General features: G+C 57.8%; 16 protein-coding genes. 12 read left to right on the top strand and 4 right to left on the bottom strand.

The window, feature by feature from the left end; all coding sequences use genetic code 11:
- Positions 1–182: 182 nt before the first annotated feature.
- On the bottom strand, positions 183–761 hold the full coding sequence (locus BMY49_RS09040) for an NAD(P)H-dependent oxidoreductase (protein ID WP_089675418.1): 579 nt from the start codon (positions 759–761) through the stop codon (positions 183–185).
- Between the two features lie 170 nt (positions 762–931).
- Between BMY49_RS09040 and BMY49_RS09045 the strand changes: the two genes are divergently transcribed.
- From BMY49_RS09045 to BMY49_RS09060, 4 genes are all read left to right on the top strand, one after another.
- Complete coding sequence (locus BMY49_RS09045; protein ID WP_089675419.1) at positions 932–1,834, top strand: LysR family transcriptional regulator; 903 nt, start codon at positions 932–934, stop codon at positions 1,832–1,834.
- 140 nt (positions 1,835–1,974) lie between these two features.
- Positions 1,975–2,193: a DUF1656 domain-containing protein gene (locus BMY49_RS09050; RefSeq protein ID WP_089675420.1), complete on the top strand. Its 219-nt coding sequence runs from the start codon at positions 1,975–1,977 to the stop codon at positions 2,191–2,193.
- A gap of 35 nt (positions 2,194–2,228) precedes the next feature.
- Complete coding sequence (locus BMY49_RS09055; RefSeq protein ID WP_089675421.1) at positions 2,229–3,113, top strand: efflux RND transporter periplasmic adaptor subunit; 885 nt, start codon at positions 2,229–2,231, stop codon at positions 3,111–3,113.
- A 2-nt stretch (positions 3,114–3,115) separates the two neighbouring features.
- A complete protein-coding gene (locus BMY49_RS09060; protein ID WP_089675422.1) occupies positions 3,116–5,191 on the top strand; it encodes an FUSC family protein in 2,076 nt (691 codons plus the stop codon).
- A gap of 28 nt (positions 5,192–5,219) precedes the next feature.
- Here BMY49_RS09060 and BMY49_RS18170 read toward each other — a convergent pair whose 3' ends face one another.
- A complete protein-coding gene (locus tag BMY49_RS18170; protein ID WP_235253799.1) occupies positions 5,220–5,354 on the bottom strand; it encodes a type 2 periplasmic-binding domain-containing protein in 135 nt (44 codons plus the stop codon).
- Between the two features lie 243 nt (positions 5,355–5,597).
- Between BMY49_RS18170 and BMY49_RS09070 the strand changes: the two genes are divergently transcribed.
- From BMY49_RS09070 to BMY49_RS09090, 5 genes are all read left to right on the top strand, one after another.
- Positions 5,598–6,125 carry a TetR/AcrR family transcriptional regulator gene (locus BMY49_RS09070; RefSeq protein ID WP_044629813.1) on the top strand — a complete coding sequence of 176 codons (528 nt, stop codon included), beginning with the start codon at positions 5,598–5,600 and terminating at the stop codon, positions 6,123–6,125.
- A complete protein-coding gene (locus BMY49_RS09075; RefSeq protein ID WP_089675423.1) occupies positions 6,122–7,261 on the top strand; it encodes an MFS transporter in 1,140 nt (379 codons plus the stop codon). Before BMY49_RS09070 ends, BMY49_RS09075 begins: the two co-directional genes overlap by 4 nt.
- A gap of 212 nt (positions 7,262–7,473) precedes the next feature.
- The gene (locus BMY49_RS09080) at positions 7,474–7,902 is read left to right on the top strand and encodes a DUF2231 domain-containing protein (RefSeq protein WP_044629815.1); all 429 of its coding nucleotides are present in this window, start codon (positions 7,474–7,476) and stop codon (positions 7,900–7,902) included.
- Positions 7,899–9,182 (top strand): PQQ-dependent sugar dehydrogenase, encoded by a 1,284-nt coding sequence (locus BMY49_RS09085; protein ID WP_044629816.1) that lies wholly within the window; start codon positions 7,899–7,901, stop codon positions 9,180–9,182. Before BMY49_RS09080 ends, BMY49_RS09085 begins: the two co-directional genes overlap by 4 nt.
- A gap of 286 nt (positions 9,183–9,468) precedes the next feature.
- Positions 9,469–10,860: a metal-dependent hydrolase family protein gene (locus BMY49_RS09090; protein WP_052509948.1), complete on the top strand. Its 1,392-nt coding sequence runs from the start codon at positions 9,469–9,471 to the stop codon at positions 10,858–10,860.
- A 39-nt stretch (positions 10,861–10,899) separates the two neighbouring features.
- Here the strand turns inward: BMY49_RS09090 and BMY49_RS09095 are convergent, their stop codons facing one another.
- Complete coding sequence (locus BMY49_RS09095; RefSeq protein ID WP_089675424.1) at positions 10,900–11,925, bottom strand: SO_0444 family Cu/Zn efflux transporter; 1,026 nt, start codon at positions 11,923–11,925, stop codon at positions 10,900–10,902.
- A 71-nt stretch (positions 11,926–11,996) separates the two neighbouring features.
- On the opposite strand from BMY49_RS09095, the gene BMY49_RS09100 reads away from it, so the two are divergent.
- The 3 genes from BMY49_RS09100 to BMY49_RS09110 are packed head-to-tail and all read left to right on the top strand — an operon-like array spanning position 11,997 to position 13,384.
- Positions 11,997–12,449, top strand: a complete 453-nt coding sequence (locus BMY49_RS09100) for a MerR family transcriptional regulator (RefSeq protein WP_044629818.1) — start codon at positions 11,997–11,999, stop codon at positions 12,447–12,449.
- A gap of 29 nt (positions 12,450–12,478) precedes the next feature.
- Positions 12,479–13,027: a hypothetical protein gene (locus BMY49_RS09105; RefSeq protein WP_244154940.1), complete on the top strand. Its 549-nt coding sequence runs from the start codon at positions 12,479–12,481 to the stop codon at positions 13,025–13,027.
- Positions 13,028–13,087: 60 nt separating this feature from the next.
- Positions 13,088–13,384, top strand: coding sequence for a DUF1330 domain-containing protein (locus tag BMY49_RS09110; RefSeq protein WP_058578686.1), 297 nt, complete (start codon positions 13,088–13,090; stop codon positions 13,382–13,384).
- On the opposite strand, the gene BMY49_RS09115 is transcribed toward BMY49_RS09110, so the two are convergent.
- Entirely contained in the window at positions 13,345–13,857 is a 513-nt protein-coding gene (locus BMY49_RS09115) for a LabA-like NYN domain-containing protein (RefSeq protein WP_074210975.1), read from the bottom strand. The genes BMY49_RS09110 and BMY49_RS09115 overlap by 40 nt on opposite strands.
- Positions 13,858–13,869: the final 12 nt, after the last annotated feature.

A 13,869-nucleotide genomic window follows, 5' to 3' on the forward strand; every position in this document is an offset into this window, starting at 1 on the left:
TTCCCGCTATCAGGGTCCGTAGGGGACTCTCACCCCCAAGTCATCCCGCCAACCACCACGGTTGACCGGATAGCGCCTGAGCGGCGCTTCGCGCCATGCCTGGCGCACCACAAAAAAGCGCCCACCGACGTCGGTGGGCGCTTGTGTTGATGCGTGTGTGAATGCTTTAGCAGCGTGGCGAATTAACCAAACACGCGGCGCAAGTGGGTGCGGTAAGCGGCTTTATCACGCTCTACATTCGGCACCTTTATCACATCATTGGCAATAAAGGTCGGCTGAGCCGCAAGGCCAATAAACTCCTGAGATTTGTGGAACGGGAAGTAAACGCCATCCACCCCACGGCCTTCGAAGAAGTTACCCGGCTCGTCGAACGCTTCAATCGGCGCGTTCCAGGTCAGCGACAGCATGTAGTGGCGGCCTTGCAGCAGGCCGCCGCTTCCGTACTGTTGGGTTGGGTCTTGACGAGTGCGACCATCGCTGGCGTACAGAGAGCCATGGCCTTCAGTGAAGACTTCATCAATGTAGCGCTTGACGGTCCAGGGGGTACCCATCCACCAGCCGGGCATTTGGTACACAATGCTGTCCGCCCAGAGGTAGTTTTGCACTTCGGTGGCAACCTCATAGCCCTGCTCGATAACCGTTTCGCGTACTTCATGGCCTAGCTCTTTCAGCGTATCCACCGCCACGGCATGCAGGGTATTGTTGAGTTCACCACCAGAGTGGGCAAACGCTTTACCGCCATTGATTAACAGTATCTTCATTGCTTCAACCTCACCGTATATCGTGACCACCCCGCTTAACAGAAGTAAGCAGGGCATTAATTGGCGAGTATTGTGCAGTGCAGAGCAGGAAAGAAAAACCAAACATCTAGCAAGAGACTTTTGCGCTAAAATCAATAATCAACCTTTTATCGAGGCACCTCAAACCAACGATGAAAAGCACCCTGGAAGAGCAGCAGGCGTTTATCACCGTGGTGGATTGCGGCTCAATTACCGCCGCTGCTGAACGGTTGGGTATTACCGTGTCAGGCGTCAGCCGTGCGCTAAACCGCCTGGAGCAAAAGCTTGGCACGACGCTGCTGCGCCGCACGACCCGCCGTTTGGAACTGACCGAAGAAGGGGAAACCTTTCTCGCCCACTGCCGACGCATCCTGGCCGCCGTGGAAGAGGCCGAAGAGGCCCTGCTCGACCGCCACAACCAGCCTCAAGGAAGACTTCGGGTTAACGCCGCCCCTAGTTTTATGCAGTTTGTGATCGTGCCGGTCATTGGCGAATTCCGTGCCCGTTACCCCGGCATTACGTTGGAATTGGATACCCACGACCGGTTTGTCGATCTGCTGGAACAGCGAGTCGATTTAGCCATTCGCATCGGCGATTTGGAAGACTCCTCCCTTCATGCTCGCCTGCTGGGACATAGCCCGCTGCGACTTCTCGCTAGCCCCAGCAATATTCAACGTCACGGTGCTCCGCAAAGCATTGATGAATTAGCGCAACACAGCCTGATGGGTTTTAGTCAGTTAGAACACCTTAATCAGTGGCCGCTCATCGGCGCCGACGGCAAGCGTTTGCACATCTCACCAACACTCTCTGCCTCTAGCGGTAGCACGCTCATAGAACTAGCCATCGCCGGAGAAGGCATTGTTTGCTTGGCCGACTTTATGACCATCGCTCCTCGCCAGAAGGGAGCACTGGTTGACATCTTACCCGACTATACCGAGCTTAAAACCCAAGCCGTGAACGCTGTTTACTATCGCCAAGCCACACTTTCTCAGCGTACACGGCTATTTATGGAGTTTTTGGCCGAGCGGCTTCCAGGCAAGTATTTGCAGGGATAACGACATTATGGCATCGCTAAACCGGCTCGATTTCATCCTTTATTCTGAGTATTAAAGGGAGAAAAAGTCCCTGACCCGTCTATTGTTAACAGGCTAATATTGCTTTTATCATTATCAACACCCTGCCAAGTAAGGATGTTATGGGCCTTCAAGAAATTGCCGTTGGCGGCATCTATCTCAGTCCACTGCTGATCTACGCGCTGATGGCTTTTATCGGCACACTGGTCATTCGCTCGCTGCTGCACTGGGTGGTTGGTGAGCATGCACTCTGGTATGAAGCCTGGTTCGATATCTCGCTTTTTGTCATCTTAATGGCGGCAACCACTTTTCTGTTTACCGTCTTGCTTGAACGCCTGTGATATAGCCCTTGTAGCAGCCCTTGAGAGAACTGTTGATGCGCCCTTCGCTTCGTATTTTGCTCACTCTGATCATCGTTGCCATTGCTATCGCCGCCGGTGCTTGGCTGTGGCGTTACTACCTCTATACCCCCTGGACCCGCGACGCTCGTGTTCACGCCGAGGTCGTCACTATTGCACCGGATGTCACCGGCTGGGTAAATAGCCTTGAAGTGGCCGACACCGATTATATTGCTGAGGGCGAAACGCTGTTCACCATTAACGACACCCGCTACCAAGCCGCCGTCGACAGCGCTCAAGCCACGCTAGAACATCGCCAAGCCACCTTAGAACTCAATCGTGCGGAAGCTGGACGCCGCAACCAGTTGGGTAACAGCCAAGCCATTAGCGCCGAAGCCCAGCAGATCGCCCAAATCAACTCGCGCATTGCCGAAGCCGATGTCAAGCAGGCTCAATCCGCGTTGGAGAGTGCGCAACTTGATCAGGCACGCACCCAGGTCGTCGCTCCTGTTAGCGGGCACGTGCTCAATGTTCAGCTCACCACCGGTAACTTCGTCAATCGCGGCACGCCCGTGATGGCGCTCATTGCCGATGACTCCTACTACGTCATGGGTTATTTCGAAGAGACCAAAATGGCCTCAATTAAGGTGGGCGACCCGGCAGAGGTAGTACTAATGAATGGCAATACCCACCTGAATGGGCGAGTGGCGGGCATTGGGCGTGGCATTGCCGACAGCAACACCACCCTCAATCAACAGCTACTGCCTCAAGTTGAGCCCACCTTTAGCTGGGTACGCCTAGCCCAGCGCATCCCCGTGCGCATCACCTTAGACGCGGTACCCGACGACACCCTGCTAAGCGTGGGCATGACCGCAACCGTGCACATCCACCCTGAATCGTCTTCTCAGGCCACTTCGCCGTAACCATGCCGCCCTTTTTGCGCACCTACTTCACGCCTAACGCCACGGCGGTAAAGTTTGCCATTAAAACCACGCTGGCCATGATGCTAGCGCTTTACGTCGCGCTGGCTTTCGATGTGGAGCGCCCCTACTGGGCGCTGATTTCCGCGGCGTTTCTGCAAATTCGCCCCATGAGTGGCATGGTCGTCGAGAAAGGCCTCTGTCAGTTGGGTGGCACCGCGCTGGGCGCTATCGTGGGTATCTTCATCATGGCGCTGTTTGCCCAGGCACGCCTGCCCGCACTGCTCACGCTCACCTGCTGGATTATGCTGTGTACCTACGTCGGCTCGCTGTGGCGCAATAACTACACCTACGGCTGCCTCATGGCCGCCGTGACAGCCATGTTGATCGTGGTGATTTCCAGTGGCAGCACCCCAGCCGGAATTTTCGACATTGCTGTGGCACGCATGACCGAACTGGGGTTGGGTGCCCTGTGCGCCATGCTGGTCAGCGCACTGTTATGGCCCTCTCATGTGGGCACACATTTGGCCACCCAGGCCGACACGGTGATTAACGAGGCCTTCACCCACGCCGCCCTACGCTTGGAAGCCAGCGACGATATAGCTGCCATGCAGGAGGCCCTGCGCGGTAGCCTCACCCCGCTGGCCGTGCTGGAAACCGACAGCCAGGCGGCTCGTTTTGAAGGCCCAGTGGGCCCCGGCCGAGTGCGTGCTACCCATGTTCTAACGCGACGCACATTGCGCTTTTTCGCCAACCTGCAGGCGCTTCACCAATTGATGCACGACCACGCTGACCGCCTTGCCCCTGAAAGTATCGAGCTTGCGGGTCAGGTAGCGAATGGTTTTCGCGATGCCGAACATGTCAAAGGAGTGGCTGACGCCCGCAAAGCCCTGCAGGGGTTACGACATCGGGTTCATGAAAGTGAAGAAGAAGCCAGCCTTGCCCCTCTCGACCGTCGCCTCCGCCTGGGGCTACGTGAATCGATCGGTCACGCCATGGTCATGCTTGACGCCCGCGAGGCGATTGCCTCACCGGCAAGCCATAAGCTTCGTTCTTCGCCACTGGCCTGGCACCGTGACCACCTCGCCGCCAGTATCAACGCTATACGCTCGGGTCTTTTGTTCTCGCTACTGGCGACTTTTTGGATTGTCACCGCCTGGCAGAGCGCCATGATTGCGATGATGCTCGGCACGCTGTTTTCCGCGTTCTTCGCCAGCCGTGACAACCCTATCGCGATCACTATGATGTTCTACAAAGGCATGCTGGCGGCAATCCCCAGCGCCTTTCTATTCGGCCATGTGTTGCTCTCACAGGCCAATGGCTTTCCGATGCTGGCCATGCTGTTTGGCACGCCGCTGTTTCTAGGCCTGCTGGGCGCCACCAACCCGGCGACCATGGGTTACTGCCTGGCATTTACCATTTTCAATATCCTGCTCACCATGCCCGGCAACGGCATGGACTTCTCGTTCGACAGTTTCGCCAACCGGGTGGTGGCCGTGGTGATCGGGCTCAGCTGCGTGGTCATGTCCTTTCGTCTGCTGCCAGGGCTGGGCACACGCCTTAGACGCCGGCGTCTGATCAACGCTATTTCGAAAGATATTCATGAGTTAACGCGGCGCTCGATTCGCGATGCCGAAACCCGCTTCAGCGGTCACATGGCGGACCGCCTGCTGCAGCTTGCCCAACACGACGACATGCTGCCAGAACAACAACGCCATCTTTTTATTCTTGGTTTGACCGGGCTCGACCTGGGCACTGCCACGCTACGCCTGCGTGACCGGCTGGATGATGCACCTCACCCGAGCATCCGCGAGGCGCATCGCCACCTACTAGGCACGCTAGCTAGCGGGTTTGAAGAGAGCGCTAACGGGCGTCCACCCCAATGGATTCGTGAAGCAGGCCAGCAGTTGGATGAGGCGATAAAGGCTTACGGCGATGTGCCCGCCGACCGCCAGGTATTGTTGGAGGGCTTGATTGAGCGGCTTGAACTGGCCCTGGAGCGCTTGGCGCGCATCATGGCGAATCAGCCAACGCGGCCCCACCCACCTATCAAACGTCTATCCCCCGTCGATCAACCGTAGGTGCGTGCTGCGCCATCAACGCCACAATCTAATCGATAAACACGCGCAGCTTGGCGCTAACGCGCCTATTCGGCGGCAACGCCACGTACATTGGCATTGGATTGAGGTGCCAATCATCAAACAAACGCACCAGCTCGCCACGGGATACGTGCCCTTTGGCCATGAAATCCGGCAACCAAATGACGCCGAGCCCCCCAACCTCAATGTACTGATCAACAATGCAGGCATTATGCGGCGCGCAGACGTGTCCTGCACCAGCGATAGAACGTGAAGTTCCTGCGCTGGTTGGAGCGGGATGGACACTTCGATCAGGCGGTGGAGATGCTCAACAAAATGTGAGCCTCCATGCACTCCATCGCAAAAGGTAACAATTGACGATGTAAAATGATCGTTTTACACTTTGCGCATGGATACCAAGACAAAGCTTATTTCAGCAGCAGAACTCCTTTTCGACCGGCATGGTTTTACCGCCACCGGAATGGACAAACTAACCCAGGCTGCTGGCATGTCGAGCCGCACGCTCTACAAACATGCTGGCAGCAAAACGGCGCTGATAACTGACGTGCTCGCAGAGCGGCATCGCCGGTTTCAGCAGCGCATCGAAGTAGAGAGCGTAGAGGCGCTATTTTGCGCGCTGGAAGAGTGGGTCCGGATCGAGGGCTCTCGTGGGTGCCTGTTCCTGCGCGCTTACGGCGAAACCGGTGGCGATACACCGGAAATTGCCAATGCTGTGCTGGCACACAAGGCGAGTCTGTATGAGAAAATTCAGGCAATTGTATTCCTAGAGACCGGCGGCAAACATAATCCTGAACTGGCCGAACAGATCCTTATTCTGTTTGAAGGAGCGACGGCGGCCGCGGTCTATCGCGGGGCTGAGTCAATAACGTCGGCGCGTATCGCTGCGTCAGCGCTCATCCAGCAGGCACGCACATGAATCCCAGCCTTTACCTGGGCGCTACAGGCTTTGGCCTGATTGCCGTCTGCTACGGTTTTGCTCGCTTCGCCTTCGGGCTATTTCTGCCCCAAATCGATGCTGACCTTTCCCTATCGTCTACCATCAGCGGCTTGATATCCGGCGGTGCTTTTCTGGGCTACTGTGTCGCCATCGTGCTATCGGCGTATCTAACCGAACGCATTGGTGCCCGCGCCGTTGCTGTAGCAGCAGCCCTTGTCGCAGCGGTGGGCATGGTGGGCATTGCAGTAGCACCGTCTCCACTATTGCTCGCCACTGCGGTCATGCTGGCAGGGTCCAGTACCGGGCTAACATCTCCCCCTATGGCAGCTGCGGTTGCCGTTATCGTCCGTCCTGATCGACAAAGCCTTACCAACACCATCATCAATGCTGGTACCAGCGCAGGGGTGGTGCTTTCGGGGCCAATCGCGTTAATGCTAGGCGGACAATGGCGGTTGGCCTTCACGGGCTTTGCTGTCGCTGCTTTTATAATGGCGATAGCTGCGGCATTCATCGTTCCCAGCGAAACAAAAGCGGCCCCGAAAACGGCCACCGGCTTGCCACCGATTAATGGCGTTATTGTTCGCCTGATCGCGGCCGCATTTTTGATGGGGGCGTCCAGTACCGCGCTTTGGTCTTTCGGCGGTCAGCTCGTCACCCATCAGCTTGGTTGGAGCTCGACAGGCGCAGGGCTTCTTTGGATCGCTATTGGTGCTGCCGGTATCGCTGGCGCAGGGGCCGGTACGTTAGTCGCGCGGTTCGGGATTGATCGCACGCATTGGCTTTTTCTTGCGGCATTAGCGGCTGGCATTATGTTAGTTGGCACCAGTATCACAACGCCTTTATTGGCACTCTGCGGTGGCATGCTCTTCGGCGCAGCGTACATCATGCTCACCGGTGTCTATCTAATATGGGGTGTCTCTGCACTGCCCGATCGACCGGCCACGGGTCTAATGATTGGCTTTTTGACCATCGCTATCGGCCAAACCGCAGGCGCGCCAATCTTCGGGCTGCTGATGGATCAGTTAAACATCAACTATGCCGTGACCATCTTCGCATGCCTTGCGTTTACAGCCGGATTGACGAGAGCTGGAAACGCTAAACTCCAGACTGCATGAGCTCACCCTTCAACGCCTCTTAATTGAGTAACCGCCACCATAACGGACGGGCCGAAACGTAGCGTGCAAGTCTCCGCTGCGCTTTGGGCAAGTTCCCAATCGTCAACTATACTCCGCCACAACGAACATGATGTCGTTGCCTGGGCTGGATGCGCGTATGCGCCATGCCAGTTTAGGTACATTAACTCGCTGAACAGCATAAGGAGTTTGCCGTGACAGCCACTGTTGAACGCACTGTTCGAAGCGGAATACATCCGCTTCATGCAGTACTGCTTGCAGGGACTATTCCTCTCTTTCTGGGTGCCGCGTTAAGCGATTACCTCTACTCAACTAGCTACCATATCCAGTGGAGCACCTTCTCTTCCTGGCTTATTGCGGGCGGCCTTGTTTTTACTGGTTTCGCGATATTGGCTGCCATTATCGGCCTTTTTCGGGCTCATCGACGTCGCGGCATCTCGCTGATTTATTTGTGTCTGCTGCTTGTCACCTGGATCGTCGGTTTTATCAATGCGCTGACTCATGCCAGGGATGCCTGGGCGATGATGCCCACCGGTTTTGTTCTTTCGATTGTCGTTACCGTGCTGGCCTGTGCGGCAACCTGGATCGGTTTTTCCCTTCGCAGCGCAGGAGATAAGCCATGAAGGTTTCCAACATTCGCTATGTCACGCCCCTAGCGATGCTTTTGATCGCGGGCAGCGCTAGCGCTCAGCAGTACGGCGCCAATCCCACATTGCCAGAACCGGACCGTGGGCTCTTACCCGACATGACGGTACCGGAACCCGCTGAGTGGGGCGACCAAACGCCTACCGTGCCCGATGGCTATACCATTACCGCCATTGCCACCGATCTTCAGATTCCACGCCAAACGCTGGTATTGCCTAACGGCGATATTCTGGTGGCCGAGGGTAGCGGCGGCAACGCACCGCAGTTGAAGCCAAAAGACTTCATCGCTGGCTATATCAAGAGCCAGGGCAATACCGCTGTAGAGAGCGGCAACCGTTTAACTTTACTGCGTGATGAAAATGGCGATGGCACTTACCAGCAGTCAGTATTTGCCGAAGACCTCAATGCCCCTTACGGGCTGGCGCTGGTGGATAACAACCTCTACGTAGCCAACCAAGACGCCCTGGTACGTTTTGACTACGAAGAGGGCCAAACCGAAGCCGACGGCCCCCCTGAAGTGATTGCCGAGCTACCCTCAGCGATCAATCACCACTGGACCAAAGCGATGACCGCCAGTGCTGATGGGGAGTTTCTGTATGTGGGAATTGGTTCCAACAGCAACATCACCGAGCGCGGCATGGAAGCGGAAGTTGACCGCGCAGAAATATGGGAGATTGACGCTGACACGGGCATGCATCGCCCCTATGCCACGGGTCTACGCAACCCCACCGCCATGGCGATTCAGCCCGACACCGAGCAGCTCTGGACGGTCGTCAACGAGCGTGACGAGCTAGGCCCCGACCTAGTGCCTGACTACCTCACGACGGTTCAGGAAGGCGGTTTCTATGGCTGGCCCTACAGCTACTGGGGCCAGCATGTCGACCCCCGCGTTCGCCCACAGGACCCTGAGAAGGTCGAGTCGGCGATTGCCCCCGATTACAGCCTGGGTTCGCATGTGGCTCCCCTTGGCCTCGCCTTTTCTACCCCTGAAATGGGCGATGAGTTCGCTGAAGGTGTGTTTATCGGCGAGCACGGCAGTTGGAATCGCGCCGACCCCGTTGGCTATAAGGTCGTTTTCGTGCCGTTTAGCAACGGCCAGCCCAGCGGCGACCCCATCGATTTTGTTTCGGGGTTTCTCACCGACGATGGCCGCACTCGTGGCCGCCCGGTAGGCGTCACTATTGACCCCGACGGCGCGCTGATCATCGCCGACGATTTAACCAACGCCATTTGGCGCGTCACACCCGATAGCCCTTAAGAAGAGCCCTTAAAAAGAGCACTTAAAAAGAGCCCTTAAGAATAACCAGTAGGATTTAAGCGGGTGGCAGACCACCCGCTCATTCCGCATCTACCCACCTCGCACTGACTCCCCATCGCGCACTTGCTTACCGGCACTCACTATAGTTTATTAAGTATGATCGCCCTTAGCCGATGAGAGACCGCTTATGCCCGCCGCCAAGACGCTCCACGCCCCGTATATACACACTCCTCTGCCTCATGGGCATGCTTCTCATGGGCCCGGCGCATGCTGCTGTGGCTCACCCATGCTGCAGCAATTTCATGAGCGGGTCATGGCCGACCTGAGCCGACGCCAAGTGCTGGGCGGCACCGCTGCGGTGATGGCGATGTTTGCCGGGCTTAGCGTGCCCTCGGTGGTGAGTGCCCAGCCGCGTCAAGCCAACGGCCCGCTGCTGCTGACCAATCTGCAGCTGTTTGATGGTAGTGGCAGTGCGGTGCAAAGCGGCGTGTCAGTGCGTATTGAAGAGGGCCGGATTCACTCCATTCTCCCCGCCGATGCCACCGCCGAAGGAGCGGAAGTCTTCGACTGTGGAGGCAGGCTACTGATGCCGGGGCTCATTGATGCTCACTGGCACACCACGCTGGCGGCCATTACCCAAACCACCGCCATGACGGCTGATGTGGGCTACATTCATCTGGTCGCGGCCCAAGAAGCCAAACGCACGCTGATGCGCGGAGTAACGTCAGTACGTGATGTGGGCGGGCCTTCGTTTGCGCTGCAACGCGCCATTAACGAAGGCATTGTGGATGGCCCGCGAATCTTTCCCGCCGGGGCGATGATTTCCCAAACCTCGGGGCACGGCGATTTCCGCATGCGTCATGATATTCCTCGGGGCAGCACCACGCCGCTGAGTGAACAAGAGCACCAAGGGGTCGCCGCGATTGCCGATGGAGAAGATGAAGTGCTGCGCCGCACCCGTGAGCAGCTCATGTTAGGCGCTTCGCAAATCAAACTGATGGCCGGTGGCGGCGTGGCTTCGCTGTACGACCCACTCGACAGCACCCAGTTTACCGAGCGCGAACTGCGCGCCGCCGTGGATGCCGCCGGTGACTGGGGCACCTACGTGATGGTGCATGTGTACACCCCAAGGGGCATACAGCGTGCGCTGCGGGCAGGGGTAAAATCCATTGAGCACGGCCAACTAGCCGATGAAGAAGCCGCCCGCATGATGGCAGGCGAAGGCGCATGGTGGAGCCTACAGCCGTTTTTACAGGACGAAGATTCCAACGTTTACCCCGACGCCGCCCGCCGAGAGTCTCAGCGGCAAGTGGCAGAAGGCACCGTGCGCGCCTATGAACTCGCTCAGCGCTTTGATATTAAAACCGCCTGGGGCACTGACATTCTGTTCAACCCGCAAAACACCCCCAACCAGCTGCGCCAGCTCGCCAAACTTACCCGCTTCTACGACCCGCTCACCGTGCTGGCCATGGCCACCGGCCGCAATGGCGAGCTGCTTGCGCTTTCCGGCCCGCGCAACCCCTACCCCGGCACATTAGGCAAGATCGAACCCGGCGCCTGGGCAGACCTACTGCTAGTAGACGGCGACCCCAGCCGCAATCTGGATTTCCTACACGACCCAGAGCAGAACCTGCGCATGATTATGAAAGGCGGGCGCATTTATAAAGACACCCGCTAAGCTCGTTTTAAAACACCAAGATTACAACCCCAGCTAAGGTTAAAACCCCAGTAAACGGCGGCGCAGCGGCCTAATAGCTACCAGCGCCAGCGCTACCAAAGCCAACCACTCCAACCAGTGGGGCAGCAGCTCTTGCACTTGGCTGGCCTGCTCCACCGGGTTCCAACCGGCCAAGGCAACGGCCGCATCGAACAGCCAACCTACCAGTACGGTCACTACCAGCACGCTAGCCAAGTAAACCGCCAATGCTGGGTTACCCAGCTCGCGGCGCAGAATGGCCAGCGTTGCTAGGCTGGTAATCGGCCCCGCCAGCAAAAACACTAGCGCCATCCCAGGCGAGATACCCGCTAACAGTAGCCCGGCCGCTACTGGCGTAGCTGCCGCCGCACAGATATAAAGCGGAATACCCACCACTGCCATCAGCATGAGCGCCAACACACCGCCCGAAAACTGCGCCAGCGTATCCGGCGGTACCAGAGTGACCAGCACACCGGCAAGCAGCAGCCCGGCAAACATCCACGCGCTGATATCATCCAATAGGTCGCTAAAAGCATAGCGCAGCCCCGCTTTCAAGCCTCCCGGCTCATTGGCGTTAGCGTGATGGTCGTGGCAACCGCTCGAGGAGCAACAGCCAGCGGAAGCGACGGCGGGGCTGGCCTTTGCAGCATCGCGGGTAAAACCGACCAGCAGGCCCGTCACAATGGCCGTTACCAACGCGCCAGCCACACGGACCACCGCCATCAACGGTCCTAACAACACGCTGGTGAGCAATATCGAGTCCACGCCCACGCCTGGGGTACTGATTAAAAACGACGTGGTAGGCCCGCGCCCCGCACCGCCCCGATGCAGCGCAATCGCGGTGGGAATCGCCCCGCAGGAGCACAGCGGCAGCGGCATCCCAATCACTGCCGCCCGTACAATACTGCCCAGGCCGCGCCCGCCCATCCAGCGCTGCAGTAGACGCTCTGGCAACCACGCCTTAATCAGCCCGGCAATCACCAGCCCCAGCAGCAGCCACGGGGCCGCCGTTAAGGCAATTTGTAGCAGCTCGGTTATCAGCGTCATCTCATCACCTACTTGTTCACGGTGGGAATGAGGACTAGCCTAAACCCTGTAATCGTTACAGGGCCAAGCCGATGACTACGTATTACCGCATTGGAGATGTTGCTGCCCGCACAGGCTGCTCACCAGAGAGTATTCGCCACTATGAAAAGCTGGGCCTATTGCCACCACCCAAACGTGGGGAGCAAGGCTACCGGCTGTATAGTCAGGCCGCGCTGGAACGCATTGGGTTTATTCGCCATGGCCGCAGCCTAGGGCTAGACCTACACAATATTCAGGAATTGCTCGAGCTTTCCGACCACCCAGATACCGACTGCAGCGCCGCCGATGACATTGCTAGCCGCCATCTCGCGCACCTGGAGGCACGCATTGCCAAGCTTCAGGCGCTAGCCGACGAGCTGCGCCAAGTGGTGCACCAGTGCCGGGGCGGCAAAGCCGCCGACTGCCAAATCATCCAAACGCTGTATGAGCACCAGCCCAGCTGCAGTGACACCCGCTGTGGCGACCGCCAATCTTTGCTCAAATGACGCGCGGCCATCCCCCAAAGGAACTGCCCATGATCGAAACGAAGGAAGAACTCGAGGCCATCAAAAAGACATGCCAAGCGATGGTCACCAAAAGTGCTGGACTCTCAGCGGGCACCGCCACCATCCCCGTACCGGGGCTGGATATCGGCTCGGACGTGGCGATTCTGATGCGCATCATCCCCAAAATTAATAGCCAGTTTGGCGTGACACCGGAGCAAATCGACGGCCTGGATACCGAGAGCAAGCTGTTCGTCATGACCGCTATCTCCAACACCGGCAGCAAGATGGCGGGCAAATACATCACCCAGAACCTCATCGTCTCGCTACTCAGCAAAATGGGCGTTCGGGTGGCGGCAAAAGGCGCATCCAAGTTCGTACCGCTGATCGGCAGTGCCGTGGCAGGCGGCATCAGCTTTACCGTCATGAAATACATGGGTAACAGCCACATCGACGACTGCTACCGCATCGCGCTCGCTGCCCTAGAGCACCGCCAGCTCGAACGCGCGGTAGAGGACGACGCCGTTATCGAAGCGGACGCGTACACCCCCACCAACGGCCCCACTCGCCCTGATTCATAACGCAGCGCCCGTCGGCAATGGTATGCTGGAGCGTCTTGTCATCTTATCTAGGAAAAAGCAATGCCCGCTTATATCGTTCTGACCCGTGAACACACCCACAACAGCGAAGAGATGCAGCGCTACAGCGAAAAAGCCAAAGCCGCCCGCGAAGGCCACGACCCGCAGCCGCTAGCGTTTTACGGCGATTTTGAAGTGCTGGAAGGCAGCGCGATGGAAGGTGCGGTGATTCTACGCTTCCCGGACATGGCCGCCGCCCGCGCCTGGTACCAAAGCCCCGCCTACCAAGAAGCCCGCAAGCACCGCTTCCTGGGTGCCGATTACCGCGTCTTTTTGGTAGAAGGCATCGAAGAGGTGTGATGGCGCAACAAGTCACCCTCGATGGGGATGAACTCGCTCGCGGCATTGATGAGCGAGGCAGCGGTGAGCCGGGGCACACCGTAGACCTCGACACGTTTACCGTGCACCTCGCGAATTTTCTGGGCTAACAGATCGAAGTCGCCATCGCCGGAGACCAGCACTACCACATCGGCTTTCTCGGCGTATTCGATGGCATCGAGGGTGATGCCCACGTCCCAGTCGCCCTTGGCGGAGCCATCCGCGCGCTGGATGAAGGGCTTGAGCCGGACATCAAAACCAATCGAGCGAAGGATATTCTGGAACTCACGCTGCTTGGCGTCCCCCTTATCGATGGCATAGCAGCGGGCGGCCACCACCTCCCGGTTGGCCGTTGCCTGGGCCCAGAAACGGCGGTAATCGAAATGTTTGCCGTAGGCCTCGCGCACGGTGTAATAGACGTTCTGGGTATCCACGAAGATAGCGACGCGTGTCATAGCAAAAGCCTC

Source organism: Vreelandella aquamarina (assembly GCF_900110265.1).
Taxonomy (GTDB): domain Bacteria; phylum Pseudomonadota; class Gammaproteobacteria; order Pseudomonadales; family Halomonadaceae; genus Vreelandella; species Vreelandella aquamarina.